Origin of the sequence: Streptomyces sp. NPDC007907, from assembly GCF_042959365.1 — a bacterium.
Classification (GTDB): Bacteria; Actinomycetota; Actinomycetes; order Streptomycetales; family Streptomycetaceae; genus Streptomyces; species Streptomyces indiaensis.
In genome coordinates, this window is record NZ_JBIBKR010000008.1 from 344,224 (window position 1) to 368,987 (window position 24,764).

General features: G+C 72.3%; 22 protein-coding genes. 17 read left to right on the top strand and 5 right to left on the bottom strand.

What is annotated here, in order from left to right; all coding sequences use genetic code 11:
- Positions 1-9 precede the first annotated feature (9 nt).
- The 3 genes from ACFZDI_RS31060 to ACFZDI_RS31070 all read left to right on the top strand — a co-directional run bounded on the left by ACFZDI_RS31060 (position 10) and on the right by ACFZDI_RS31070 (position 3,522).
- Positions 10-789 (top strand): ATP-binding cassette domain-containing protein, encoded by a 780-nt coding sequence (locus ACFZDI_RS31060; protein WP_234847202.1) that lies wholly within the window; start codon positions 10-12, stop codon positions 787-789.
- Positions 786-2,087: a sugar ABC transporter permease gene (locus ACFZDI_RS31065; RefSeq protein WP_234847203.1), complete on the top strand. Its 1,302-nt coding sequence runs from the start codon at positions 786-788 to the stop codon at positions 2,085-2,087. The genes ACFZDI_RS31060 and ACFZDI_RS31065 overlap by 4 nt, the downstream gene beginning before the upstream one ends.
- A 79-nt stretch (positions 2,088-2,166) precedes the next feature.
- Entirely contained in the window at positions 2,167-3,522 is a 1,356-nt protein-coding gene (locus ACFZDI_RS31070) for an extracellular solute-binding protein (RefSeq protein WP_391255036.1), read from the top strand.
- Between the two features lie 141 nt (positions 3,523-3,663).
- On the opposite strand, the gene ACFZDI_RS31075 is transcribed toward ACFZDI_RS31070, so the two are convergent.
- A complete protein-coding gene (locus ACFZDI_RS31075) occupies positions 3,664-6,462 on the bottom strand; it encodes an aconitate hydratase (RefSeq protein WP_308287410.1) in 2,799 nt (932 codons plus the stop codon).
- Positions 6,463-6,764: 302 nt separating this feature from the next.
- On the opposite strand from ACFZDI_RS31075, the gene ACFZDI_RS31080 reads away from it, so the two are divergent.
- Together ACFZDI_RS31080 and ACFZDI_RS31085 are read left to right on the top strand one after the other, a co-directional pair.
- Complete coding sequence (locus tag ACFZDI_RS31080) at positions 6,765-6,965, top strand: DUF4236 domain-containing protein (protein ID WP_033308449.1); 201 nt, start codon at positions 6,765-6,767, stop codon at positions 6,963-6,965.
- A gap of 84 nt (positions 6,966-7,049) precedes the next feature.
- Entirely contained in the window at positions 7,050-8,579 is a 1,530-nt protein-coding gene (locus ACFZDI_RS31085) for a UDP-N-acetylglucosamine 1-carboxyvinyltransferase (RefSeq protein WP_234847207.1), read from the top strand.
- Here ACFZDI_RS31085 and ACFZDI_RS31090 read toward each other — a convergent pair.
- Positions 8,513-9,061, bottom strand: coding sequence for a hypothetical protein (locus ACFZDI_RS31090; RefSeq protein WP_391255041.1), 549 nt, complete (start codon positions 9,059-9,061; stop codon positions 8,513-8,515). The two genes, ACFZDI_RS31085 and ACFZDI_RS31090, sit on opposite strands and share 67 nt — an antisense overlap.
- A gap of 289 nt (positions 9,062-9,350) precedes the next feature.
- On the opposite strand from ACFZDI_RS31090, the gene ACFZDI_RS31095 reads away from it, so the two are divergent.
- The 6 genes from ACFZDI_RS31095 to ACFZDI_RS31120 all read left to right on the top strand — a co-directional run bounded on the left by ACFZDI_RS31095 (position 9,351) and on the right by ACFZDI_RS31120 (position 15,312).
- Positions 9,351-10,817 (top strand): alanine racemase, encoded by a 1,467-nt coding sequence (locus tag ACFZDI_RS31095; protein WP_391255044.1) that lies wholly within the window; start codon positions 9,351-9,353, stop codon positions 10,815-10,817.
- Positions 10,814-12,133: a pyridoxal-phosphate dependent enzyme gene (locus tag ACFZDI_RS31100; protein ID WP_391255046.1), complete on the top strand. Its 1,320-nt coding sequence runs from the start codon at positions 10,814-10,816 to the stop codon at positions 12,131-12,133. The genes ACFZDI_RS31095 and ACFZDI_RS31100 overlap by 4 nt, the downstream gene beginning before the upstream one ends.
- 5 nt (positions 12,134-12,138) lie before the next feature.
- Positions 12,139-13,353, top strand: a complete 1,215-nt coding sequence (locus ACFZDI_RS31105) for an aminotransferase class V-fold PLP-dependent enzyme (protein ID WP_391255049.1) — start codon at positions 12,139-12,141, stop codon at positions 13,351-13,353.
- A gap of 89 nt (positions 13,354-13,442) precedes the next feature.
- Positions 13,443-14,204 carry a methyltransferase domain-containing protein gene (locus ACFZDI_RS31110; protein WP_391255052.1) on the top strand — a complete coding sequence of 254 codons (762 nt, stop codon included), beginning with the start codon at positions 13,443-13,445 and terminating at the stop codon, positions 14,202-14,204.
- A gap of 146 nt (positions 14,205-14,350) precedes the next feature.
- Positions 14,351-14,650, top strand: coding sequence for a hypothetical protein (locus ACFZDI_RS31115; protein ID WP_234847214.1), 300 nt, complete (start codon positions 14,351-14,353; stop codon positions 14,648-14,650).
- A gap of 467 nt (positions 14,651-15,117) precedes the next feature.
- Positions 15,118-15,312: a DUF5999 family protein gene (locus ACFZDI_RS31120; protein WP_391255055.1), complete on the top strand. Its 195-nt coding sequence runs from the start codon at positions 15,118-15,120 to the stop codon at positions 15,310-15,312.
- Between the two features lie 30 nt (positions 15,313-15,342).
- Here the strand turns inward: ACFZDI_RS31120 and ACFZDI_RS31125 are convergent, their stop codons facing one another.
- The gene (locus tag ACFZDI_RS31125; RefSeq protein ID WP_234847217.1) at positions 15,343-15,741 is read right to left on the bottom strand and encodes a RidA family protein; all 399 of its coding nucleotides are present in this window, start codon (positions 15,739-15,741) and stop codon (positions 15,343-15,345) included.
- A complete protein-coding gene (locus tag ACFZDI_RS31130; protein WP_391255059.1) occupies positions 15,738-16,940 on the bottom strand; it encodes an acyl-CoA dehydrogenase family protein in 1,203 nt (400 codons plus the stop codon). The genes ACFZDI_RS31125 and ACFZDI_RS31130 overlap by 4 nt, the downstream gene beginning before the upstream one ends.
- A gap of 129 nt (positions 16,941-17,069) precedes the next feature.
- Between ACFZDI_RS31130 and ACFZDI_RS31135 the strand changes: the two genes are divergently transcribed.
- The 6 genes from ACFZDI_RS31135 to ACFZDI_RS31160 all read left to right on the top strand — a co-directional run bounded on the left by ACFZDI_RS31135 (position 17,070) and on the right by ACFZDI_RS31160 (position 23,517).
- Complete coding sequence (locus ACFZDI_RS31135; protein ID WP_391255062.1) at positions 17,070-18,680, top strand: AMP-binding protein; 1,611 nt, start codon at positions 17,070-17,072, stop codon at positions 18,678-18,680.
- 15 nt (positions 18,681-18,695) lie between these two features.
- Positions 18,696-19,508 carry a PaaX family transcriptional regulator C-terminal domain-containing protein gene (locus ACFZDI_RS31140; RefSeq protein WP_234847220.1) on the top strand — a complete coding sequence of 271 codons (813 nt, stop codon included), beginning with the start codon at positions 18,696-18,698 and terminating at the stop codon, positions 19,506-19,508.
- 284 nt (positions 19,509-19,792) lie between these two features.
- Positions 19,793-20,584, top strand: coding sequence for a ribonuclease BN (locus ACFZDI_RS31145; RefSeq protein ID WP_391255065.1), 792 nt, complete (start codon positions 19,793-19,795; stop codon positions 20,582-20,584).
- A gap of 161 nt (positions 20,585-20,745) precedes the next feature.
- A complete protein-coding gene (gene modA, locus ACFZDI_RS31150) occupies positions 20,746-21,561 on the top strand; it encodes a molybdate ABC transporter substrate-binding protein (RefSeq protein WP_391255068.1) in 816 nt (271 codons plus the stop codon).
- The gene (gene modB / locus ACFZDI_RS31155) at positions 21,558-22,409 is read left to right on the top strand and encodes a molybdate ABC transporter permease subunit (RefSeq protein WP_391255071.1); all 852 of its coding nucleotides are present in this window, start codon (positions 21,558-21,560) and stop codon (positions 22,407-22,409) included. The genes modA and modB overlap by 4 nt, the downstream gene beginning before the upstream one ends.
- A gap of 25 nt (positions 22,410-22,434) precedes the next feature.
- Positions 22,435-23,517 carry an ATP-binding cassette domain-containing protein gene (locus tag ACFZDI_RS31160; protein ID WP_391255075.1) on the top strand — a complete coding sequence of 361 codons (1,083 nt, stop codon included), beginning with the start codon at positions 22,435-22,437 and terminating at the stop codon, positions 23,515-23,517.
- A 21-nt stretch (positions 23,518-23,538) separates the two neighbouring features.
- Here ACFZDI_RS31160 and ACFZDI_RS31165 read toward each other — a convergent pair whose 3' ends face one another.
- Positions 23,539-24,753 carry an FAD-dependent oxidoreductase gene (locus tag ACFZDI_RS31165; protein WP_391255077.1) on the bottom strand — a complete coding sequence of 405 codons (1,215 nt, stop codon included), beginning with the start codon at positions 24,751-24,753 and terminating at the stop codon, positions 23,539-23,541.
- Positions 24,754-24,764: the final 11 nt, after the last annotated feature.

Sequence of the window (24,764 nt, forward strand, 5' to 3'; positions counted from 1 at the left end):
GTGGTCCCCGTGGCCCATCCCCCCGTCCTGGCGTTGCGCGGCATCACCAAACGGTTCGGCGGTGTGCAGGCGCTGGTGGACGTCGATCTGCAGGTGCGGGCCGGTGAGGTGGTGGCCCTGGCGGGCGACAACGGGGCGGGCAAGTCCACGCTGATCAAGGTGATCTCCGGGGTCAGCCCCGCCGACCGGGGTGTCATCGAGTGGGAGGGGCGTCTCGTCCAGATCAAACGCCCGCACGACGCCCACGCCCTGGGCATCGCGACCGTCTACCAGGACCTCGCCATGTGCGACAACCTGGACGTCGTCGGCAATCTCTTCCTCGGCCGCGAGATCGACCGGGTGGGCGTCCTGGACGAGGTGGAGATGGAGCGCCGTGCCCGTGACCTGATGCGCGCGCTGTCGATCCGCATCCCCGACGTGCGGATGCCGGTCGCCGCGCTGTCGGCCGGGCAGCGGCAGGCCGTCGCGATCTCCCGCTCGCTGATGGGCTCCCCCAAGGTGCTGCTGCTCGACGAACCGACCGCCGCCCTCGGCGTGGAGCAGACCAGCCATCTGCTCGACCTGATCGAGGAGGTCCGCGACCGCGGCATGGCGATCATCCTCATCAGTCACAACATGGGCGACATCAAGGCCGTGGCGGACCGGGTCGCCGTGCTGCGCCTGGGTCGCAACAACGGTCTGTTCGACGTGAGCACCGTGACCCAGGAGCAGATCATCTCGTCCGTGACCGGGGCCGCCGACAACGCCGTGGCCCATCGTGCGAAGGGGGACGAGGAGGCGTGGCCGTGAGCCGCGGCGGACCGCACCGGGACGGCGGACCGGCGGGGCCGGGCAGCGCCGGGCCGGTGGCCGCCGGCGGCGAGCAGCGGGCCACCGCCCGCGGCTGGCGGGACAGCGTGCGGGAGTACGCGCGGGCGGTCAGCGGGGGTGTGCGCGACGGTGAGCGGGGGCCGCTCCTGGTCGTCGCCGGGCTGATCGTGATCTGGATCGTCTTCCAGGGGCTGGACGACAAGTTCCTCTCGCCGCGCAACCTGTCCAATCTGAGCGTGGACATCGTCGGCACCGGGCTGGTGGCCGTCGGAATCGTGTTCGTGCTGCTGATCCGGGAGATCGATCTGTCGGTCGGCTCGGTGAGCGGTCTGGCGGGCGCGGCGTTCGCCGTGCTGAACGTGAACCAGGGGGTGCCGGAGTGGCTGGCGGTGATCGTGGCCGTGGCCGCCGGGACGGCCGTGGGCGCCTTCCACGGGTTCTTCCACGCCTGGCTCGGCGTGCCCGCGTTCGTGGTGACGCTGGCCGGGCTGCTGATCTGGAACGGTCTGACGCTCTACCTGCTGGGGGCGAGCGGCACCATCAACATCGACGAGGAGGGCCTGGTCGCCTCCCTCACCAGCCGGCACTTCGGCAACCACCTGGTGGCGTACGCGGTCGCCGCGCTCGGCACGGCCGGGTACGCCCTGGCCTCCCGCCGCAGGCGCAGCCGCCACCGGGCGGCGGGCATGCCCTACCGGCACGGCGGCGACATCTGGCTGCGCACCGGTCTGCTCGCGGTGGTGGCCTTCGCCGGTGCGTACACCCTCAACCGGTTCCAGGGGCTGCCGCTGGCGCTGCTGATCTTCCTGGTGGTCCTGGTCGTCTCCGACTACGTGCTGCGCCGCACCCGCTACGGCCGGCGGGTGTACGCGCTGGGCGGAGGGGTGGAGGCGGCGCGGCGGGCCGGCATCGGGGTGGAACGGGTGCGGATCGCGATGTTCATGGTGTCGGGGACGCTGGCCGCGTTCGGCGGGCTGTTCGTGGCGTCGGGACTGACCTCGGCGAGCCCGACGACGGCCCGTGCCGCCGGTTCGGGGATGCTGCTGATCAACGCGATCGCGGCGGCCGTCATCGGCGGGACGAGCCTGTTCGGCGGGCGGGGCTCGCCCTGGTCGGTGCTGCTGGGTGTCGTGGTCATCCAGTCGATCGCCTCGGGGATGGGGCTGCTGGGCGTCCAGGACGCGGTGCAGTTCATGATCACCGGCGGGGTGCTGCTGGCCGCCGTGGCCGCCGACGCGCTGTCCAGACGCGCCCAGGCCGGACGCGGCCGACCCTGACGGCACCGGAAATCTGCTGACCATCCCCTGTTGCGATGAATGCCTAAGGAACGGAAAGCCGGGTATGCGGCGAGATGTCATGAAACGCAGCCGCCTCACTCAGGTGACCGTGGCCGTCGCGGTCACCGCCGGTCTGGTACTCGCCGGGTGCGGTGACACCGACCTGCCCGGCGGCGGGAAGCAGGCCGATCTCAGTGTGCTCGCGACGGACGTGCCGCAGATCCAGACCCTGAAGAAGCTCACCAAGCGGCACTTCACGGCGCAGACCGGCATCACCGTCGACTACACGCTGCTGCCGGAGAACGAGGCGCGGGAGAAGATGAACCGCGAGTTCGCGACCCAGGCCGGCACCTACGACGTGGCGAGCGTCAGCGCGTACGAGGTGCCGATCTACGCGGACAACGGCTGGCTCGCCCCGCTGGACTCCTATGTGAAGGCCGACGCGGACTTCGACCAGGACGACGTCTTCCCGAACCTGGTGTCCTCGCTGACCGGCGAGGACGGCAGGCTGTACGCCGAGCCGTTCTACGGCGAGGGGTCCTTCCTGATGTACCGCAAGGACCTGTTCCGCAAGAGCGGGCTGACGATGCCGGCGAACCCGACCTGGAAGCAGGTCGCCGACCTCGCCGCCCGGGTCGACGGCTCCGAGGGCGCGAGCGGCATCTGTCTGCGCGGCCTGCCCGGCTGGGGGCAGAACCTGGCCCCGATCAACACGGTCGTCAACACCTTCGGCGGCGCCTGGTACGACATGGACTGGAACGCCCGCCTGACCTCACCGGAGTTCAAGCAGGCCGTCCGGTTCTACGTCGACCTGCTGCGCTCCCACGGCCAGCCCGGCGCCGAGAGGATGGGCGTGCTGGAGATCCTCGACAGCTTCGTCGAAGGCAAGTGCGCGATGATGTACGACGCCACGTCGCTGGCCTCGTCGGTCGAGGCCGACAGCTCCCCGGTCAAGGGCAAGGTGGGCTATGTCCCCGCCCCGCACGAGAAGACCGAGAAGGCCGGCTGGGTGTGGACCTGGGCGTGGGGCGTCCAGCAGGCCTCCGAGAAGAAGGACGCCGCCTGGGAGTTCATCTCCTGGGCCTCCTCCAAGCAGTTCCAGGAACTGGTCGGACGGGAGATGGGCTGGACCTCGGCACCCGCCGGGAACCGCAGATCGCTCTACGAGAAGCCCGAGTACCGGCAGGCGGCCGGTGCCTGGTACCGGCAGGAGTACACGGCGGCGACGGACTCCGCCGACCCGAAGGACCCGGGCGTCGGTCCCCGCCCCTACACCGGCATCGGCTTCCTGGGCATCCCCGAGTTCGCCGTGCTGGGAACGGCGGTGTCCGAGCAGATCGCCGTGGCCATCGCCGGCCGGCAGTCCGTGGACGCGGCCCTCGACAAGGCGCAGGACCTCGCCCAGGCCGCGGCGGCGAAGTACCGCGGCGAGTGACCCGGCCGCCGGCCCCTGTGCCCGGCCGCCGCGCACCGGGCCCGGCCCCCGCACACCGGGCCCGCCTGTGAACGGCGCGGGCCGCGCCCCCGGTCACCCGGGGACGCGGCCCGCGAACTGCCTTACCCGTCCGCTTGCCCGTTACTTGCGGATCAGGCTGCGCAGCACGTACTGCATGATGCCGCCGTTGCGGTAGTAGTCCGCCTCGCCGGGGGTGTCGATGCGGACGACCGCGTCGAACTCGACGCCGGTGTCGGTGGTGACCTTCACCGTGCGCGGGGTGGTGCCGTTGTTGAGCTCCTCGACGCCGGTGAAGTCGAAGGTCTCCTCACCGGTGAGGCCGAGGGACGCCGCGGACTGGCCCTCGGGGAACTGCAGCGGCAGGACGCCCATGCCGATGAGGTTCGAGCGGTGGATGCGCTCGTACGACTCGGCGATGACGGCCTTGACGCCGAGGAGCGCGGTGCCCTTGGCGGCCCAGTCGCGGGACGAGCCGGAGCCGTACTCCTTGCCGGCCAGGACGACCAGCGGGATGCCCTGCTCGATGTAGTTGCGGGAGGCGTCGTAGATGAACGACACCGGCCCGCCGTCCTGCGTGAAGTCGCGGGTGTAGCCGCCCTCGGTGCCCGGCGCGATCTGGTTGCGCAGGCGGATGTTGGCGAACGTACCGCGGATCATGACCTCGTGGTTGCCGCGGCGGGAGCCGTAGCTGTTGAAGTCGCGGCGCTCCACACCGTGCTCGGTGAGGTACTGGCCGGCCGGGGTGTCGGCCTTGATGGCGCCGGCCGGGGAGATGTGGTCCGTGGTGACCGAGTCGCCCAGCTTGGCGAGCACGCGGGCGCCGGAGATGTTCTCCACCGGGGCCGGCTCGTGGGCCATGCCCTCGAAGTACGGGGGCTTGCGCACGTAGGTGGACTCGGCGTCCCACTCGAAGGTGTTGCCGGTCGGGATGGGCAGGGCCTGCCACTGGGCGTCGCCGGCGAAGACGTCGCTGTAGGACTTGGAGAACATGTCCTCGCCGATGGCGTTGGCGACGACGTCGTTCACCTCGGCCTCGGAGGGCCAGATGTCCTTCAGGAAGACCGGGTTGCCGTCCTGGTCGGTGCCCAGGGCGTCACGGGTGATGTCGACCTTCATCGAGCCGGCGAGCGCGTAGGCGACGACCAGCGGCGGGGACGCCAGGTAGTTCATCTTGACGTCGGGGTTGATACGGCCCTCGAAGTTCCGGTTGCCGGAGAGGACCGAGGTGACCGCGAGGTCGTGGTCGTTGACGGCCTTGGAGACCTCCTCCGGCAGCGGGCCGGAGTTGCCGATGCAGGTGGTGCAGCCGTAGCCGACGAGGTTGAAGCCGACCTTGTCGAGGTACGGGGTCAGGCCCGCCTTCTCGAAGTAGTCGGTGACGACCTTGGAGCCCGGGGCGAGGGTGGTCTTGACCCACGGCTTGCGGGTCAGGCCCTTCTCCACCGCCTTCTTGGCCACCAGCGCGGCGGCGACCATGACGTACGGGTTGGAGGTGTTGGTGCAGGAGGTGATGGCCGCGACCGTCACCGCGCCGTGGTCGATCTCGTACGACGTGCCGTCGGGGGCCGTCACGGTGACCGGGTTGGACGGAACCGCGGCGCCGGTGCCCTCACCGTGCTGCGGCGCGCCGGCGCCGTTCTCCTGGCTGCCGTAGGCCGGGGCGTCGGAGGCCGGGAAGGACTCGGCGCTGGCCTCGTCGACCGGGGAGGCGGCCGCGGCCGGGCTCTGCGCGACGGGGGCCTCGACGTAGTTGAGGACGTCCTTGGCGAACTGCTGGGCGGCCTCGGCGAGGACGATGCGGTCCTGCGGGCGCTTCGGGCCGGCGATGGACGGCACGACGGTCGACAGGTCGAGCTCGAGCTTCTCGGAGAAGTCGGGCTCGGCGGCCGGGTCGAGCCAGAGGCCCTGCTCCTTGGCGTACGCCTCGACCAGCGCGAGCTGCTGCTCGCTGCGGCCGGTGAGCCGCATGTAGTTGATGGTCTCGTCGTCGATCGGGAAGATCGCCGCGGTGGAGCCGAACTCCGGCGACATGTTGCCGATGGTGGCGCGGTTCGCGAGGGAGGTGGCGGCGACGCCCTCGCCGTAGAACTCGACGAACTTGCCGACGACACCGTGCTTGCGGAGCATCTCGGTGATGGTCAGCACGAGGTCCGTGGCGGTCGTGCCGGCCTGCAGCTCACCGGTCAGCTTGAAGCCGACGACGCGCGGGATGAGCATGGAGACCGGCTGGCCGAGCATGGCGGCCTCGGCCTCGATGCCGCCGACGCCCCAGCCGAGCACGCCGAGGCCGTTGACCATGGTGGTGTGCGAGTCGGTGCCGACCAGGGTGTCCGGGTAGGCCTTGCCGTCGCGGACCATCACGACACGGGCCAGGTGCTCGATGTTCACCTGGTGGACGATGCCGGTGCCGGGCGGGACGACCTTGAACTCGTCGAAGGCGGTCTGGCCCCAGCGCAGGAACTGGTAGCGCTCCTTGTTTCGGCCGTACTCCAGGTCGACGTTCTGCTTGAAGGCGTCGTTCGTGCCGAACTTGTCGGCGATCACGGAGTGGTCGATGACCAGCTCGGCCGGCGCCAGCGGGTTGATCTTCGCCGGGTCGCCGCCCAGCTCCTTCACGGCCTCACGCATGGTCGCGAGGTCCACGACGCAGGGAACGCCGGTGAAGTCCTGCATGATCACGCGGGCCGGCGTGAACTGGATCTCCTGGCTGGGCTGGGCCTGCGAGTCCCACCCGCCGAGGGCACGGATGTGGTCGGCGGTGATGTTCGCGCCGTCCTCGGTGCGGAGCAGGTTCTCCAGCAGGACCTTGAGGCTGTAGGGAAGGCGGGCCGAGCCCTCCACCTTGTCCAGCCGGAAGATCTCGTACGACTCGTCGCCCACCTGCAGCGTGCTGCGGGCGTCGAAGCTGTTCGCCGACACGACAGTCTCCTTCATTGATGTGCGCGTACCACCACGATCCTGCCGCCACGGCATCTTGGCCGATCCGCTAAGGTAAGGCTAAGTTAGGTAACCCTTACCGCCGGACTCGATGGCGGCGTGCGGCTGCGGTGCTCTCTCGGCAGATATCTCGATGTCGAGATAACTCTAGTACACGAGCGCCGGATGGTCATGCCCCGGCGCCCCCCCCGGCGGCCATGTACGCCCTTTTCCCGGGTATCCGAACCAGACATCCACGCACCACACAGACAGACGGCCACGCACACACAGGAGAGGAGACAGGCATGCCGCTCACGTTCCGCAAGAGTTTCCGGATCCTTCCGGGGGTGCGACTGAACATCAACAAGCGCTCCTGGTCCATCACCACCGGCGGCGGAAAGAACGGCCCGCGATACACCCGCAGCAGCACGGGGCGCCGTACGACGTCGATGGACCTGCCCGGACCCTTCGGCTGGCGGCGCACCACCAAGGCGCGTCGACACTGAGCCGGCCGGGCGGGATTGACGTCCCGTCACCCGTTCGGACCCCCCGGCCGGGCCTCATCTCATATCTGAGATAACCTCAGCCTCATGGCAGACGACTACCTCGTACGCATCGGCAAGCTCATCCGTGACGCCCGGCAGCACCGTGGCTGGACTCAGTCGCAGCTGGCCGAGGCGCTCGGCACCAGCCAGAGCGCCGTCAACCGGATCGAGCGCGGCAACCAGAACATCAGCCTTGAGATGATCGCGCGCATCGGGGAGGCCCTCGACAGCGAGATCGTGTCCCTCGGCTACGCCGGTCCGATGCATCTGCGGGTGGTCGGCGGGCGCCGGCTGTCCGGTGCCATCGACGTGAAGACGAGCAAGAACGCCTGCGTAGCACTGCTGTGCGCCTCGCTGCTCAACGAGGGGCGCACGGTGCTGCGCCGCGTCGCCCGTATCGAGGAGGTGTACCGCCTCCTGGAGGTGCTGGGCTCCATCGGCGTGCGCACCCGGTGGATCAACGACGGCGTCGACCTGGAGATCGTGCCGTCGGCCGAGCTGAACCTGGCGGCGATCGACGCGGACGCGGCCCGCCGCACCCGCTCCATCATCATGTTCCTCGGCCCGCTGCTGCACCGCGTGGACCAGTTCAAGCTGCCGTACGCCGGCGGCTGCGACCTCGGCACGCGCACGATCGAGCCGCACATGATCGCACTGCGCCGGTTCGGCCTGGACATCGCCGCCACCGAGGGCCTGTACCACGCCCGGGTGGACCGCGAGATCAGCCCCGACCGCCCGATCGTCCTGACCGAACGCGGCGACACGGTCACCGAGAACGCCCTGCTCGCGGCCGCCCGGCACGACGGCATCACCGTCATCCGCAACGCCTCGTCCAACTACATGGTCCAGGACCTGTGCTTCTTCCTGGAGGCCCTCGGCGTCAAGGTCGACGGCATCGGCACGACCACGCTCACGGTGCACGGCGTGCCCATCATCGACGTCGACGTGGACTACTCACCCTCCGAGGACCCGGTCGAGGCGATGAGCCTGGTGGCCGCGGCCGTGGTGACGGAGTCGGAACTGACGGTCCGCCGCGTGCCCATCGAGTTCCTCGAGATCGAGCTCGCGGTCCTGGAGGAGATGGGCCTCGACCACGACCGCACGCCCGAGTACTTCGCCGACAACGGCCGTACCCGGCTGGTGGACCTCACCGTCCGGCCCTCCAAGCTGGAGGCGCCGATCGACAAAATCCACCCCATGCCGTTCCCGGGCCTGAACATCGACAACGTCCCGTTCTTCGCGGCCATCGCGGCGGTCGCCCAGGGCAAGACCCTCATCCACGACTGGGTCTACGACAACCGCGCCATCTACCTGACCGACCTGAACCGCCTCGGCGGCCGCCTCCAGCTCCTGGACCCCCACCGCGTCCTGGTCGAGGGCCCGACCCGCTGGCGCGCCGCCGAGATGATGTGCCCGCCGGCCCTGCGCCCCGCGGTGGTCGTCCTGCTGGCGATGATGGCGGCCGAGGGCACGTCGGTGCTGCGCAACGTGTACGTCATCAACCGGGGTTACGAGGACCTGGCGGAGCGGCTGAACTCGATCGGGGCGCAGATCGAGACGTTCCGGGATATCTGAGACCGCCCTAGGTCAAGCCTCCGGCGGACCGGCAGCGCCCGGTGCAGGGTGTCGCGGTCCACGCCGGGGCGTACGCCGACCAGGGCGGTCGCGCCCGGAGCGGCGTTCAGGACGTGCCAGGCCTCCGTCTTGCCGTGGGGTTCGCCCTCCGGGCGCCGGGCGGTGGCGTCGTCGGCGTGCAGGTGCACGGGGAGTGCGCCGCAGCCGTCGATGAACTTGGTGAGCAGCGGGAATCGGGGGCCGGGCGGGAGCCGGGAGCCGAGCGGTTCCTCCGGGTGCTCGGCCGTGATCTGCCGCAGGATGGGCCCGGCGAGAGGGCCGTCCAGGACGGTCGAGGCGTCGCCCTCGACGTCGCTGACCTCCCATGTCTCGGCGACCGGCCCGTCGGGCAGGCCGGTGCGTCCCAGCCGTTCGGCGATGGCCCGGCCGTCGAAGACGTGCTGCTTGACGGGGGTGGTGAGCCGCAGCGGGTGCCGGTCCACGTCCCTCCTCGGACGGGTCGGTGCCGGTCTCCGGCCGGGGTACCGCCGGGGCGTCGGGCGCATGCGTGCGGCACGGGGCGGGCGGACCGCGGACGCTGACGCCGTCGCCTCGCGCCCGGCGCGCGCCACGGCCCGGTCCCTGATCCGCCTCACTCCGGCGCAAGGCCCGGGCCCGGGTCTTACTGGGCGTAAAGCGACCGAAGAATGGATAGGGGTCATACGGCGAAACGCGGGGAGTGTCCGACGTGCCCGGATGCCGGGTGCTGCGGCTTCAGGAGGGGGAGCGCGCATGGACGGCCGGCCCTTGTACCTCGCACCGCGGCTGGAGCCACGGCTGAGGTCGCTCACGGCGGCACACGGCACGCTGCACTCGCTCGTCGACGCGCTCGGCTCACCTCTGCACGTCGTGGTGCCGGACCAGATCGCCGAGAACCTGGAGCGGTTCCGGTCGGTGTACCGGGCGCACCGTCTGTCGGGCCAGGTCTTCTACGCCCACAAGGCCAACCGGTCCAGTGCCCTGTTGAGGCGGCTCGCCGCGACGGACGCGGGCGTGGACGTCGCGTCGCTGGGCGAGTTGCAGCACGCACTGGGGGCCGGTTTCGGCGCCGGCCGGATCATGGCCACGGGGCCGAAGAACCCCGAGTTCCTGTGGCTGGCGGCCCGCGCGGGCGTCACGGTCGGCGTCGACGCCGTCGCCGAGCTGGACCAGCTCGCGGCCCTGGTGCGCAAGCACGCCCTCGCACCGGTGCGGGTGCTGCTGCGGCTGTCGGGCTTCGAGGCGTCGGGCGTGAAGGTGCTGAGCCGGCGCAGCCGGTTCGGCACCCCCGTCGGGGAGTCGGAGCTGCTGCTGGAGGCGGTCGAGCGGCACGCCGACGCGGTCGACGCGGCGGGGGTGGCCTTCCACCTGGACACGACGAGCGTCAGTGAGAAAGCGACCGCCCTCGAAGGATGCCTGGGCGCGCTGGAGTTGTGCCGTGCCCGGGGGTTACGGCCGCGGGCGGTGGACATCGGCGGCGGGTTCGGCGTCAGCTATCTCGCCGAGCGGGAGCAGTGGGAGGCGTACACGAGCGGGCTGACCGAGGCCGTCCTCGGCCGGCGCCCACCACTGACGTGGGGCGGGCACGGCTACGGGCTGCGCAGCGAGTCGGGCACCCTGCGCGGCACGCTGGGTGTGTACCCCGCCCACCGGCCCGTCGCCGGCGCCGCCTATCTGGACGAGCTGCTGGGCCGGCCCGCCGCCTCGATGGGCGGGCGCCCGCTGGCCGCGCTGCTGCTGGAGCACCTGTACGACCTGCACAGCGAGCCCGGCCGGGCGCTGCTGGACCAGTGCGGACTCTCGCTGGCGCGGGTCCTGGAGGTGCGTGACCCGATGGCCGGGGGGCCACTTCGGGTACGGCTGGCCGCGAAGGCGGACGACATCGCCCTGGAGGACCACGGGGTGCTGATGGACCCGGTCGTCGTCCCCCGCGGCCGGGCCGGGCCGGGCGGCGGGCCCGTCGCCGTGCACCTCTTCGGCAGCCTCTGTCTGGAGAGCGACTTGATCACCCGGCGCACGGTGTTCCTGCCCCGCCGCCCCGAACCCGGTGACCTGCTGGCCTTCGCCAACACCGCGGGCTACGCCATGGACTTCCACGCCACGCGCGCCCAGCACCAGCCCGCCGCCCGCAAGGTCGCCGCCTGGGAGGACGGCGACGCCTGGCGCTGGTGCCTCGACGACCAGTACTGGCCGATCACGCCCTCGAGGGGAGCCCCGTGAGGTACGACAGCATCACCGAGGCGATAGGCAACACCCCTCTGGTGCGGATAGACCCGGCCGTGCACGGCCTGCGCACCATCGACCTGTACGCCAAGCTGGAGATGCTCAACCCCTTCGGCTCGGTCAAGGACCGGGCCGCCTGGAGCATGGCGGGACCACTGCTGGCGGAGGCGGTGGAACACGGCAGCCAGGTGGTCGAGTTGTCCAGCGGCAACACGGCCAAGGCCCTCGCGGTCATCGCGGGCATGCACGGCCTGGGCTTCAGGAGCGTCACCAACCGGATGCGGGTGCCGGAGATCAAGGACCTCCTGCTGCTGCTCGGCGCGGAGATCGAGGAGCTGCCGGGGCAGAGCGAGTGCCTCGACCCGACCGCCACGGACGATCCGCTGACCCTGTTCCACCGGACGCTGGCCGCCTCCGGCAGCGCCTATCTACACACCGACCAGTACTTCAACCCGCGCAACACCGAGGCTCATCTCACCGGTACCGGGCCGGAGATCGTCAAGGATCTGGACGGCCGGGTCCCGGACTGGTTCGTCGCCTGTGTGGGCACCGCCGGTTCGTCCACGGGTGTGGCGCGCGCCCTGCGCGAGGAGGATCCGTCGGTACGGGTGGTCGGGCTGGTCTCGGCCAAGTCCGACTTCATCCCGGGGATCCGCACCATCGACGAGGTGCAGGAGGTCGGCCTGTTCGACCCGGAGACGTACGACACGATGGAGACGGTCGGCTCCGACGAGGCGATCGAGGGGATGCTGACCCTGAACCGCCGCTGCGGCATCCTCTGCGGGCCCACCGGCGGGGCCGCCTACTTCGGCGCGGTCCGTCACCTGCGCGCCGTCGACGAGGAGTCGGCCGAGCGGCGGACGGCGGTGTTCATCGTCTGCGACCGGGTGGAGAGCTATCTGAGCTACGTCCGGCAGCGGCGCCCCGATCTGCTGGGCCGGCCGCCGCGGAAGAACGCGCCGGCCGACGTGACCGACGCCGAGGTCCGCGGGGCGCCGTCGGTCACCGTGGCCGAGGCCCGGCGCTGGATCGACACCGACGGGCCGCTCGTGGTGGACCTGCGCAGCCCTTACGCGTATGCGGCGCTGCACATCGACGGGTCGGTCAACATCGTCGACGAGCTGTTCGCCGAACTCGTCCGGGGCGGACTTCCGTTCAGCCGGAGCCGGCCGGTGCTGCTGGCCTGTCCGGTCGGCGAGCAGTCGGCGCGCTACGCGGCGCTGCTGACGCGGATGGGCCACCCGGACGTGCGCAGCCTGGCCGGGGGCATCATCGCCTGGCGGGACGCGGGCGCGCCCCTGGTGCGGGACTGAACGGCATGACCGCACCGATACCGCCCCAGGAACCGATCCCGCCCGAGGATGGGCACGCGTGGCAGCGGGCGCTGCGCGCCCAGTTCCCCATCGTCACCGGGCACCCCGAGCTGGCGTACCTCGACAGCGCGGCCACGGCGCAGAAACCGCGGGCCGTGCTGGACGCCGTGCAGTCGTACCTGACCACGTCCAACGCCAACGCCGCGCGCGGCACCTACACCTGGGCCAACCGGACCACGGAGCTGGTCGAGCGGACCCGTGAGCGCGTCGCACGGTTCCTCGGCGACCCCCGGCCGGAAAGCTCCGCCGTCCACTTCACGGGCGGCACCACCGAGGGGCTGCGGACCGTCGCCCGTGACTGGCTGCCGGGCTTCCTGCGCGACGGGGACGAGATCGTCGTCCCGGACGCCGACCACCAGGCCAACATCGCGCCGTGGCGGGAGGCCCAGCGGCTGCTGGCCCGCGAGGGCGTGCGCATCCGGCTGGTGCCGATGCCGTACCAGAGCGGCTCCGGGGACTACGACCACCGGGTGCTGGCCGAACGGGCGAGCGCGCGCACCCGGTTCGTCGCCACCACCCATGTGCACCACGTGTACGGCGGCGACATGAATGTGCGGCGGATCCGCGAGGCCGTCGGACCGGAGGCGGTCATCTGCCTGGACGCGGCGCAGAGCGTCGGCCATCTGCCCTTCTCGGTGGCCGAGTTGGACGTGGACTTCGTCGTGTTCTCCGGGCACAAGGCGCTGGCCCTGCCCGGTTCCGGGGCGGTGTGGGCCCGGCAGGCGCGGGGGCCGGCGTTCGTGCCCGGGGGCTGGAGCGGCACCCCGAACACGGTGGGCATCGTCTCGCTGGAAGCGGCGCTGGACTGGCTGGAGGGGGCCGGCCTCGACCGGATCGAGCGCTGGACGGCCGACCTCGCGACCCGGCTCACGGAGGGACTGCGCCGGCTGGACGCCTATGAGATCCTCGGCTGCCCGCTCAGCCTGGCCGCGGACACGGCCGTGCAGCGCCGCCTGGGCATCGTGACCCTGCGGCACCGTGCCATCGACTCGGGCGATCTGGGGTTCATCCTGTTCAGCCACGGCTTCATGGTCCGCTCCGACCATCACTGCCAGGGGGACGCGGGCGAGAAGACCGGTTCGGTGCGGGTGAGTCTGCATGTGTACAACACCGTTGAGGAGATCGACCGGCTGCTGTCGGTTCTCGCCTCACTTCCATGACACGGTCCACTACGCGTAATGGGAACCGTTTCCACCTGTAGGCTCGGCCCGGCAGGAGTCAGGGCGATACGGCGAGGTGGCGCGACCGGATGGGGCTGAGTCTGGCGACGGCGGAGCGATGGGTGGAGCGCTGGGAGCTCCAGCAGCAGCGGTACGCCGTCGACCGCGAGGAGCGGTTCACGGTGATCGCCGATGTCGTCGAGCACGCCACGGCGGGGTGTGCCGCCCGCCCCCTCGTCGTGGACCTCGGCTGCGGGCCCGGCTCCCTCGCGGCCCGGCTGGTCCGACGGCTGCCGGACGCGGAGATCGTGGCCGTGGACCGGGACCCCCTCCTGCTGGAGCTGGGACGCACCCACCACCCGGACGCGGCCCGCTACGTCGACGCCGAGATCGGCGCGCCCGGCTGGACGTGGGCCCTGGACCTGGACCGGCCCCTGGACGCGGCGGTCTCCACCACGGCCCTGCACTACCTCGACCGCGACACCCTGCTCGCCACCTACCGGCAGCTGGCCGTGCTGCTGCGCCCCGGGGGCGTTCTCGTCAACGGCGACCACCTCCCGCCGGGCGAGGCGGGCCCCGCCCGGATCGCCGCCCACGTCGGGCGGTGCCGGGCCGACCGGCAGCGCGTGTTCGCGCAGGAGGACTGGGACTCCTGGTGGGCCGGGGTCCGTGACGACCCGGAGCTGACCGACCTGCTCGCGGAGCGCCGACGCCGCGCGGCATCCGGCACCGGCCGCCCCGCGGAGCTCCCCCTCCCCACCCATGTGGAGCTGCTCCGGCAGGCGGGCTTCGCCCAGGCCGGCCCGGTGTGGCAGTACGGCGACAGCTGCGTGGTCGTCGCGGTGCGCTAGCAGCGCTTCACTCGCACGCCCCGCACCGGGTGCGGCCGGGGGCGGATGCTCCGACACTGCATGCGGAGACCGCTCCACGTCGACATCGCCCCACCGGTCCCGGCGCGAGCCCCGCGAGCGGTCACGCGTCCACGCGAGGAGCCCCCATGACCACCGCCGAGCACGCCACCCACGACGACCACGGGCACACCCACGGCGACGACTGCGGTCATCTCGCCTTCCCCCACGGCGACCACACCGACTACGCCCACGACGGCCACATCCACCGGATGCACGAGGGACACGCCGACGAGTGCGCGAACACCGGCCACACGGTGCACCGCAACCACGACCACGAGCACGGCGACACCTGCGGTCACCAGGCCGTGCGGCACGGCGACCACACGGACTACGTGCACGACGGCCACCGCCACGCGGCCCACGACGGCCACTGGGACGACCACTGACCCTCCGGGGTCGTCGACGGACGCGCCCCGGGCGGCGGCGGTGGAGGCGGCGAGCGTCGCGGTCACCTCGTCGCACACCAGCAGGCGCGCATGCCCACGGCGTCGACCGTGACGGAGCCGGTCGGGTCGGGGACGGAGGCGGGGGGCGGGCGCCGCACCCGCCTCCGTGAGCAGGAGCAGCGCGGCCCGGCCGCCGTGCCGAGAAGAGGTCGCACAGGCATGAGGGAAACCTCGCGAAGGGGTGGGATTGCGGCTTCCCCTCGTACCGGCCCGGTGGGTCGGCACCGGTCATCCCCACCCCTTCGCGGTGGCGAGTCCGCACCGGCCGTCGTGGAACCGTCCCGGGTATGTCCGGGGCGTGTCACGCTTCCCGCCGGGCCGTTCCGATCATTGGGGGACGGCGGGATGGTCGGTCCGTACGAGTCATACGAACCCTTCGGATGGCCCTACCGACGTGGAGGTGCGCCATGTGTGCCCACCAGCCCCAGTGCCCCGCGACCGACTCCCCCGCCGCGCACGTCGTCGCGGCCCACCCCGAGCAGGGCTGGAACCTGCTGTGCGACGGGACGGTCGTCTTCGACGACACCGGCGAACTGCGTCCGGACGGGCGCGTGGTGCAGCCCCGCCGGATGGCGGCGGTCCACCTGGCCGTCGCGGCCTGACCGGAGCCTCGGCCCGGGCCGCCCGAGGCCCTACGGCAGGACCGCGAAGCCGTCCAGCTCCACCATGGCCTCGCTGTCCCACAGCCGGACGACCTGGACGACCGCCATGGCGGGGTAGTCCCGGCCGGCCGACTCGCGCCACAGACGGCCCAGTTCGGACGCGTGCGCGCGGTACGCCTCGACATCCGTGGCGTAGACGGTGACACGGGCCAGGTCGGACGGGGTGCCGCCGGCCGCCGCGAGGGCGGCCAGCAGGTTGGTCAGGGCCCGCTCGAACTGCTCGGGCAGAGTACGGCCGACCACCTTGCCGTCGGCGTCCAGGGCGGTCTGGCCCGCGAGGAACACCACCCTCGACCCGGAGGCCACCACGGCGTGGGAGAAGCCGGCCGGCGGGGACAGCTCGGGCGGGTTGACGCGCTCGGTGCTCACCGGGCCTCCTGACGGGCGTACAACTCCTTGGCGATGATGCCGCGTTGCACCTCGCTGGCCCCTTCGTAGATACGCGGGGCGCGCACCTCGCGGTAGAGGTGTTCGAGCAGATGGCCGCGCTGCAGGGCCCGGGCGCCGTGCAGCTGGACGGCCGTGTCGACGACGTACTGCGCGGTCTCGGTGGCGAGGAGTTTCGCCATGGCGGAGCGCCTGGGCACGTCCGGGGCGTCCGCGTCGTACGCCGACGCCGCCGCGTGGACCATCAGCCGGGCCGCCTCCGTGCGCACGGCCATCTCGGCGACCTGGTGCGCGACGGTTTGCAGGTCCTTGAGCTTGCCGCCGAAGGCGTCCCGCCCGGCGGTGTGGGCGAGGGTGGCGTCCAGGGCCGCCTGCGCCATGCCGACCGCGAACGCGCCGACGCTGGGCCGGAACAGGTTGAGCGTCCCCATGGCGACCCGGAAGCCCCGGTCGGTCTCGCCGAGCACGTCGTCGGCCGTCACCGGTACGGCGTCGAAGTCGAGGGCTCCGATCGGGTGCGGCGAGAGCATGTCGAGACCGCGGCCGGTCAGGCCCGGACGGTCGGCGGGCACGAGGAAGGCGGTGACGCCCCGGGCCCCGGCGCCCGGGGTGGTGCGGGCGAAGACCGTGTAGAAGTCGGCCTCGGGGGCGTTGGAGATCCAGCACTTCTCCCCGCTGAGCCGCCAGCGTGCGGGGCCGTCGGGGGCGGCGGTGAGTGCCGGATCGGCGGCGGACGGTGGGGCGTCCGATGCCCGGTCGTCCTGTGCGGCGGCGTCCGCCTCCGCCCGGAGCTCCAGCGCCGCCGCGTCCGAGCCCGCGCCCGGCTCGCTCAGGGCGAAGGCCGCGATCGCCGTGCCCGCTGTCACCCCGGGGAGCCACCGGTCGCGTTGGGCCCGGGTGCCGTACGCGTGGACCGGGTGGGCGCCGAGGCCCTGGAGGGCCAGGGCCGTCTCGGCCTCCGTGCAGGCGTAGGCCAGGGACTCCCGCATCAGGCACAGGTCGAGCGCGCCCGAGGTGAACAGGCGTCCGAGCAGTCCGAGGCTGCCGAGTTCGGCGACGAGCGCGCGGTTCACCCGCCCCGTTTCCCCCTTGTCGGCCAGCGGGCCGAGCCGCTCCGCTGCCAGGGCGCGCAGTTCCGCACACCAGGCGAGTTGTACCGGTTCGAGCGAGAATGCGGTCATTCGCCGGTCCCTTCTCCGCCACCCTGCGTTCCGGCCGGGCCACTCCGAGGCTATCGCGGACCGTTGACTGTCGTCACCAACACGATACGCTCCAGGGGCGAGCCCACCACGCCATAGGGGGCGAACCGTATGAATCCACGGGGCACGGCCCACGTCGACACCTTCGCCCGGGACCATCTCCCACCCCCGGACCAATGGCCCGAGCTCCGCTTCGACTTGCCGGAGCTGCACTACCCCGAACGGCTCAACTGCGCCGCCGAACTGCTGCACGGCCCGCCCGACGAGCGCCCGGCCTTCCTCACCAACGCCGGCGAGCCGTGGACGTACGGCGACCTGCGCACCCGGGTGGACCGCATCGCCCATCTGCTCACCGGCGAACTCGGCGTCGTCCCCGGCAACCGGGTGCTGCTGCGCGGCCCCACCACCCCCTGGCTCGCGGCCTGCTGGCTGGCGGTGCTGAAGGCGGGGGCCGTGGCGGTCACGGTGCTCGCCCAGCAGCGCCCGCACGAACTGAGCACGATGTGCGAGATCGCCCGGGTGCGGCACGCCCTGTGCGACATCCGGGCCGTCGACGACCTCGCCAAGGCCGAGGTCCCGGGCCTGCGGATCACGGCCTACGGCGGGGACGCCCCGGACGACCTCCTCAGACGCCCGGCGCCCGGAACCCCGTACGAGGCCGTGGCGACGGCGGCCGACGACGTGGCACTGATCGCCTTCACCTCGGGCACCACCGGCCGCCCCAAGGGCTGCATGCACCTCCACCGGGACGTCCTGGCGATCGCCGACACCTTCTCGCGGCACGTCCTGAAGCCCGTCCCCGACGACGTGTTCACGGGCAGCCCCCCACTGGGCTTCACCTTCGGCCTCGGCGGACTGGTGGTCTTCCCGCTGCGGGCCGGAGCGAGCGCACTGCTCCTCGAACAGGCAGGCCCCCGGCAGCTGCTGCCCGCCATCGCCCGGCACCGGGTCTCCGTGCTGTTCACCGCCCCGACGGCGTACCGTGCGATGCTCGACGAGCTCGACGGGCACGACCTGTCCTCCCTGCGCCGCTGCGTCTCGGCCGGCGAGAACCTGCCCGCGGCGACCTGGCAGGCCTGGCACGAGCGCACGGGTCTGCGCGTCATCAACGGCATCGGCGCCACCGAGCTGCTGCACATCTTCATCTCCGCCGCCGACGAGCGGATCCGCCCGGGGACCACGGGCGTTCCGGTGCCGGGCTGGCACGCGCGCGTGCAGGACGAGGACGGCGAACCCGTACCCGACGGACAGCCGGGGCTGCTCGCCGTACGCGGGCCGGTCGGCTGCCGGTACCTCGCCGACCCGCGGCAGCGGGACTACGTGCGCGGCGGCTGGAACGTCACCGGCGACACCTACGTCCGCGACCCCGACGGCTACTTCCGCTATGTCGCCCGCGCCGACGACATGATCATCTCGGCCGGGTACAACATCGCCGGCCCCGAGGTTGAGGACGCGCTGCTGCGGCACCCGGACGTGGTGGAGGCGGCGGTCGTGGGCCGGCCCGACGAGGCCCGCGGTCAGGTCGTGCTGGCCTTCGCCGTCCTCAAGGAGGGCGCGCGGCGCGACGCCGAGGCGCTGCGTGCCTTCGTGAAGGGCGAACTGGCGCCCTACAAGTGCCCGCGGGAGATCGTCTTCCTGGACGCGCTGCCGCGCACGGCCACCGGCAAGCTCCAGCGGTTCAGACTGCGTGCACCGGGGGTACCGGAACGCGACCGCGAATGATCCGTACGACCTAAGATGATCAACGTGTCCGACCAGCATGCACCACGGTCTCTCATCGTCACGCTCTACGGCGCGTACGGCCGCTTCGTGCCGGGCCCCGTGCCGGTGGCCGAACTGATCCGGCTCCTGGCCGCCGCCGGCGTGGACGCCCCGTCCGTACGCTCCTCGGTGTCGCGGCTGAAGAGACGCGGACTGCTCGTACCGGCCCGCACCGCACAGGGCGCGGCCGGTTACGAACTGTCCCCGGACGCCCGTCAGTTGCTCGACGACGGTGACCGCCGCATCTATGCCGCCGCCCCGCCCGAGGACGAGGGCTGGGTGCTCGCGGTGTTCTCGGTGCCGGAGTCGGAGCGGCAGAAGCGGCACGTGCTGCGCTCCCGGCTGGCCGGGCTCGGCTTCGGCACGGCCGCTCCGGGGGTGTGGATCGCGCCCGCGCGGCTGTACGAGGAGACACGGCACACGCTGCAGCGGCTGCGGCTGGACGGGTACGTCGATTTCTTCCGCGGTGACCACCTGGGCTTCGCCCCGACCGCAGAGGCCGTCGCCCGGTGGTGGGACCTGGCGGCCATCGCCAAGGAGCACGAGGCGTTCCTCGACCGCCACGCGCGCGTCCTGCACGACTGGGAGAAGCGGGAGGACACCCCGGCCGAGGAGGCCTACCGGGACTACCTGCTGGCCCTGGACTCCTGGCGTCACCTCCCCTACACCGACCCGGGCCTGCCGTCCGAGCTGCTTCCCGCGGACTGGCCGGGGGCCCGCTCGTCGGCGGTGTTCCGGGGGCTGCACGAGCGGCTGCGGGACGCGGGGGCGGAGTTCGTCGGACTCTGATCCGGCGGGTGCCGCCCGGTTTGCGGCGTTTGCCCCGCCGCCGAACGGTCAACGATGTCCGCGAGCGGACGGAGCACGGAGCGGGAGGCGGGCCGAGGCATGACCGTCACCACACCACCGAGAGCGACGGGCGTTCGCACGGGGCGGTTCCCGGAAGCGGCGGGCGTTCGCGCGGGTCGGATTCCGGGCGCGGCGGACGTCCGGATGGATCGGACTCCGGGCGCGACGGGGATTCGTGCGGGTCGGGTCCCGAGAGCGGCGGGCGTTCAAGCGGGTCGGCTGACGTGAGGCGGCTGGGGCGTTCGGTGCACGGCGGGTGGGAGCGGGCCGGTGCCCATACCCTCGTCCGGCGGGGCCGTGAGGTGGAGTTGATGCACCGGGCCACCGGGTTCGCCACGCTCGCGCTGGTGACGCTGGCGCCGCTGCTGATCGTGGTCGCCGCCGCCGACCCCCTGGGACGCGGCGGCTTCGCCTCGTGGCTGGCCGACGGCATGGGGCTGTCGGGGCGGTCCGCGCGGGTGCTCACGGACATCATCAGCCCGCCGCGCAAGGTCATCGGCACCACGAGCGCGCTCGGCGGTGTGGCGCTCGCCGTCTTCGGCATCGCCTTCGGCGGGAGCGTGCAGAACGGTTACGAGCGGATCTGGGGCCTGCCCTCGGGGCCGTGGCACCGCGTCTGGCGGCAGGCGGTGTGGATGATCGCGATGACCGCGTACCTGTACCAGGAGGTGCAGACACGCAGCCTCGTCTCGGGGCCGGAGCGGATCGCGCTGAGCTCGGCGTCCGGTGTGCTGTTCTTCTGGTGGGGGCAACGCTTCCTGCTGGGCGGGCAGGTCCGCTGGCGTGATCTGCTCCCGGGTGCACTGGCCACCATGCTGGGGCTGGGCGGGCTGCGCATGTTCTCCTACTTCGTCTTCACCCCCCTCATCGTCACCAACGCGATCAGCTACGGGGCGATGGGCGTCGTCCTGGTCGTGGAGTCCTGGCTCATCGGCGTGGGCTACGTCGTCTACGGCGGGGCACTCCTCGGCCGCTGGGCCCTCGAACACCACTGGCGGCGCGACCGCACCGAGTAGGCACCCCGACCTGCTCCTCCAGAGCCCCGGCCCACACCTCCGTACGAACGCACATGCCACCCCTGGAGATCACAGTCCCGGCTCATGCGAACCCACAGGGACCTTTCCCCTTGCATCTGCGGCATTATCATCGGCGCATACTCACCCGAGGGAGAAGACCCGTGCCGACCCGTACCGTGCGCCCGCCCCGCCGCCCGCTCCAGGTGGCCGCGGTGGGAGCCGCCGCCCTGCTGGGGCTGAGTGCCTGCTCGTCCGACTCGGACTCCTCGGCGAAGCCGGACCCCTCAGGGCCGGGCAGGCTCTCCGGCGAGGTGACCGTGTTCGCCGCGGCCTCGCTGAAGGAGAGCTTCACGACGCTGGGCAAGCAGTTCGAGAAGGAGCACCCCGGCACCGAGGTCACCTTCAGTTTCGGCGGCAGCGACTCCCTCGCCGCGAGCATCACCGGTGGCGCCCCGGCCGACGTCTTCGCCGCGGCCAGCCCCAAGACGATGAAGATCGTCACGGGCGCCGGTGACGCCTCGGGGACGCCCGCGACCTTCGTCCGCAACAAGCTGGAGATCGCCACCCTGCCGGGCAACCCGCACAAGGTCACCAGCCTCAGGGACCTCACCGGGCCGGACCTGAAGGTCGTGCTCTGCGACAAGGAGGTGCCGTGCGGCGCCGCCGCCCAGAAGGCCCTGGACGCGAGCAGGCTGAAGCTCACGCCCGTCTCCTACGAGCAGGACGTCAAGGCCGCGCTGACCAAGGTCGAGCTGAGGGAGGCCGACGCCGCCGTCGTCTACCAGACCGATGTGCGCGCGGCGGGTGACAAGGTGGAGGGCGTGGAGTTCCCCGAGTCCGCCGACGCCGTCAACGACTACCCGATCGCCCTGCTCAAGGACGCGCGGAACGCCGAGGCCGCCAACGCGTTCATCGCCCTGGTGCGGTCCGCCGAGGGGCAGAAGGTCCTGAGCGGAGCGGGATTCCTCAAGCCGTGACGTCCCCGCTCGACAAGTCCCGCACCGCGGCCGACACCCTCCGGGGCGGTCCGCGGCGCCGGAGTGTCCGCACGGGCGTGCCGCTGCCCCTGCTGGTCCCCGCGCTGCTCGGCCTGGCCTTCCTGATGGTGCCGCTGGTCGCCCTGCTCGCCCGGGCCCCGTGGCAGGGCCTGCCCGAGCAGCTGACCAGTCCGGAGGTGTGGCAGGCCCTCAGGCTGTCCCTGCTGTGCGCCACGGCGGCGACCGCGGTGAGCCTGGTCCTCGGCGTGCCGCTGGCGTGGCTGCTGGCTCGCGTCGACTTCCCCGGCCGCGGCCTGGTGCGTGCCCTCGTCACCCTGCCGCTCGTCCTGCCGCCGGTCGTCGGCGGTGTCGCGCTGCTGATGGCGCTCGGCCGCAACGGCATCGTCGGGCGGTGGCTGGACGCGTGGTTCGGGATCACGCTGCCCTTCACCACGACCGGGGTCGTGATCGCGGAGGCGTTCGTGGCGATGCCGTTCCTCGTCATCAGTGTCGAGGGCACCCTGCGGGCCGCCGACCCGCGCTACGAGGAGGCGGCCACCACTTTGGGCGCGTCCCGCTTCACGGCGTTCCGCCGGGTCACATTGCCGCTGATCGCGCCGGGCATCGCCGCGGGCGCGGTTCTCGCCTGGGCGCGTGCGCTCGGCGAGTTCGGTGCGACGATCACCTTCGCCGGCAACTTCCCCGGCCGCACCCAGACGATGCCCCTGGCCGTCTACCTGGCCCTGCAGAGCGACCCGGAGGCCGCGATCGCCCTCAGCCTGGTGCTGCTGGCCGTGTCGATCGCGGTGCTGGCGGGGTTGCGCGACCGCTGGCTGCGTGCCGGATGACCGAGACCCACTGGATGCGTGCCGGATGACCGAGACCCACGAGCAGGACGCGCACACCCGTACCGCCGGTGACGGGCTCGACGCCCGCCTCGTCGTGGACCGCGGCGGCTTCCGCCTCGACGTGGCGCTGACCGTCGCACCCGGCGAGGTCGTCGCCCTGCTCGGGCCGAACGGCGCCGGCAAGACCACGGCGTTGCGGGCGCTGGCCGGTCTGACCCCACTCACCGACGGCCATCTGCGGCTGGACGGCACAGAGCTGGACCGTACACCGCCGGAGGCCCGGCCGGTCGGGGTCGTCTTCCAGGACTACCTGCTCTTCCCCCACCTCACGGCCCTCGACAATGTCGCCTTCGGCCCCCGCTGCCAGGGCGCGACCAAGGCCGAGGCCCGTGCGCAGGCCGCGGAGTGGCTCGACCGGCTGGGCCTCACGGAGCACGCCGCTGCCAGGCCGCGCAGGCTCTCCGGCGGGCAGGCCCAGCGCGTCGCCCTCGCCCGCGCCCTGGCGACCCGGCCCCGGCTGCTGCTGCTCGACGAGCCGCTGGCGGCCCTGGACGCCCGTACCCGCCTGGAGGTGCGCGCCGGGCTTCGGCGCCATCTGGCCGACTTCGAGGCGGTGGCCGTGCTCGTCACCCATGATCCGCTCGACGCCATGGTGCTGGCCGACCGGCTGGTGGTCGTGGAGCACGGCCGGGTCGTCCAGGAGGGCACCCCGGCCGACATCGCCCGTCACCCCCGCACGGACTACATCGCCCGGCTGGTCGGCCTGAACCTCTACCGGGGCGAGGCCGACGGGCACACCGTACGGCTCGCCGACGGCCCGGCCCTCACCACCACCGAGGTTTTGTCCGGCCCGGTCCACGTGGCGTTCCCGCCGAGCGCGGTCACCCTGCACCGCGAGCGGCCCACCGGCTCCAGCGCCCGCAACCTGTGGCGCTGCGAGGTGGCCGGTCTGGAGACCCACGGCGACCAGATCCGGGCCGACCTCACCGGTGAACTGCCCCTCGCCGCCGACCTGACGACGGTCGCCGCGGCCGAACTCGGCCTGCACCCGGGCGCGGAGGTCTGGGCCACCGTGAAGGCGGTGCAGACCCACGCCTACCCGGTCTGAGACGGCCGGCGTCCCCACGGGTCAGGCCGCCGTCCTGACGGGCGCGCCCTCCGGGACGACGGCGGTCTCCCGCACGACGCGGCGGCGCCGCACCGGCAGCACCGTCGGGTGGGCGACACCCCAGGCCGCGCCCTTGCAGATGATCTCCTTGTAGAGGGCGGCGAGCCGGCCGGTCAGGGCCGCGGACTTCGCACGGTCGTCGGCGGTGACGTACTGGATCAGGCCGTCCTTGCGGCCCAGCGAGATGCACTGGTTGAAGTAGCGCACCGGCACGTTCGGGACCTTGCCGCCGGTCAGCCGGGCCGCGATGGCGTCGGCGGCCTGCCAGGCGGTGGGGACGCCCGAGGCGCACGACATCCGCAGCGGCTTGTTTCCCGGGCCCATCGCCAGGGCCGCGTCGCCGACGGCGTACACGTCCGGGTGCGACACGGAGCGCATGGTCCGGTCGACCACGATCTGCCCGGTGCCGGAGACCTCCAGGGTGGTGGCCCGGGCGATCGGGTGGACGGCGAAGCCCGTGGTCCACACGGTGACCGCGGCCGGGAGGGCCGTGCCGTCGGCGGTGGTGACGCGGTCGGCGTCGACGGCGGTGACAGCGGTGTGCTCGTGGACGGTGATGCCGAGCCGGTCGAAGGTCTTGCGCAGGTGCGCGCCGCCCTTGGGCGAGAGCCAGTCGCCGAATCCGCCGCGGACGGCCAGGGCGACGTCGAGGTCCGGCCGGGCCTCGGCGATCTCGGTCGCCGCCTCCACCCCGGTGAGGCCGCCGCCGACCACGACCACGGACTCCCCGGCGGCCAGGCCGGAAAGGCGCTCGCGCAGCCGGAGCGCTCCGGGGCGGCCGGCGATGTCGTGGGCGTGCTCGGCGCTGCCGGGCACGCCCTGGTCATTCCAGCCGCTGCCGAGGGCGTACACGAGCGTGTCGTACGGCAGGACCTCGTCCTCCCGCCCTTCCGCGCTGTCCGGGGCAGCGACGGTGACGGTCCTGCGGTCCACGTCGACGGCGGTGACCTTCCCCTGCTTCAGCGCGACGCCGGTGCCCTCGAACATCTCGTCGAAGGGCCGGGGCGCGAGGTCCTGGCCGGCTGCGAGCTGATGCATCCGGACGCGCTCGACGAAGTCGGGCTCGGCGTTGACCAGGGTGATGGCGACGTCTTCTCGGTGCAGTCGCCGGGCGAGGCGCCCGGCGGCGGTGGCTCCGGTGTAGCCGGCTCCGAGGACGACGATGCGGTGCTGCATGGCGTGGCTCC

What these genes read in the sequence shown, in the direction of transcription:
- ACFZDI_RS31140 (WP_234847220.1), top strand. Translation starts at nt 18,696, where the DNA reads ATGATCAACGTGTCCGACCAGCATGCACCACGGTCTCTCATCGTCACG.
- ACFZDI_RS31110 (WP_391255052.1), top strand. Translation starts at nt 13,443, where the DNA reads ATGGGGCTGAGTCTGGCGACGGCGGAGCGATGGGTGGAGCGCTGGGAG.
- ACFZDI_RS31135 (WP_391255062.1), top strand. Translation starts at nt 17,070, where the DNA reads ATGAATCCACGGGGCACGGCCCACGTCGACACCTTCGCCCGGGACCAT.
- ACFZDI_RS31165 (WP_391255077.1), bottom strand. Translation starts at nt 24,753, where the DNA reads ATGCAGCACCGCATCGTCGTCCTCGGAGCCGGCTACACCGGAGCCACC.
- ACFZDI_RS31085 (WP_234847207.1), top strand. Translation starts at nt 7,050, where the DNA reads ATGGCAGACGACTACCTCGTACGCATCGGCAAGCTCATCCGTGACGCC.
- ACFZDI_RS31080 (WP_033308449.1), top strand. Translation starts at nt 6,765, where the DNA reads ATGCCGCTCACGTTCCGCAAGAGTTTCCGGATCCTTCCGGGGGTGCGA.
- ACFZDI_RS31105 (WP_391255049.1), top strand. Translation starts at nt 12,139, where the DNA reads ATGACCGCACCGATACCGCCCCAGGAACCGATCCCGCCCGAGGATGGG.
- ACFZDI_RS31130 (WP_391255059.1), bottom strand. Translation starts at nt 16,940, where the DNA reads ATGACCGCATTCTCGCTCGAACCGGTACAACTCGCCTGGTGTGCGGAA.
- ACFZDI_RS31095 (WP_391255044.1), top strand. Translation starts at nt 9,351, where the DNA reads ATGGACGGCCGGCCCTTGTACCTCGCACCGCGGCTGGAGCCACGGCTG.
- ACFZDI_RS31160 (WP_391255075.1), top strand. Translation starts at nt 22,435, where the DNA reads ATGACCGAGACCCACGAGCAGGACGCGCACACCCGTACCGCCGGTGAC.
- ACFZDI_RS31115 (WP_234847214.1), top strand. Translation starts at nt 14,351, where the DNA reads ATGACCACCGCCGAGCACGCCACCCACGACGACCACGGGCACACCCAC.
- ACFZDI_RS31070 (WP_391255036.1), top strand. Translation starts at nt 2,167, where the DNA reads ATGAAACGCAGCCGCCTCACTCAGGTGACCGTGGCCGTCGCGGTCACC.
- ACFZDI_RS31120 (WP_391255055.1), top strand. Translation starts at nt 15,118, where the DNA reads ATGTGTGCCCACCAGCCCCAGTGCCCCGCGACCGACTCCCCCGCCGCG.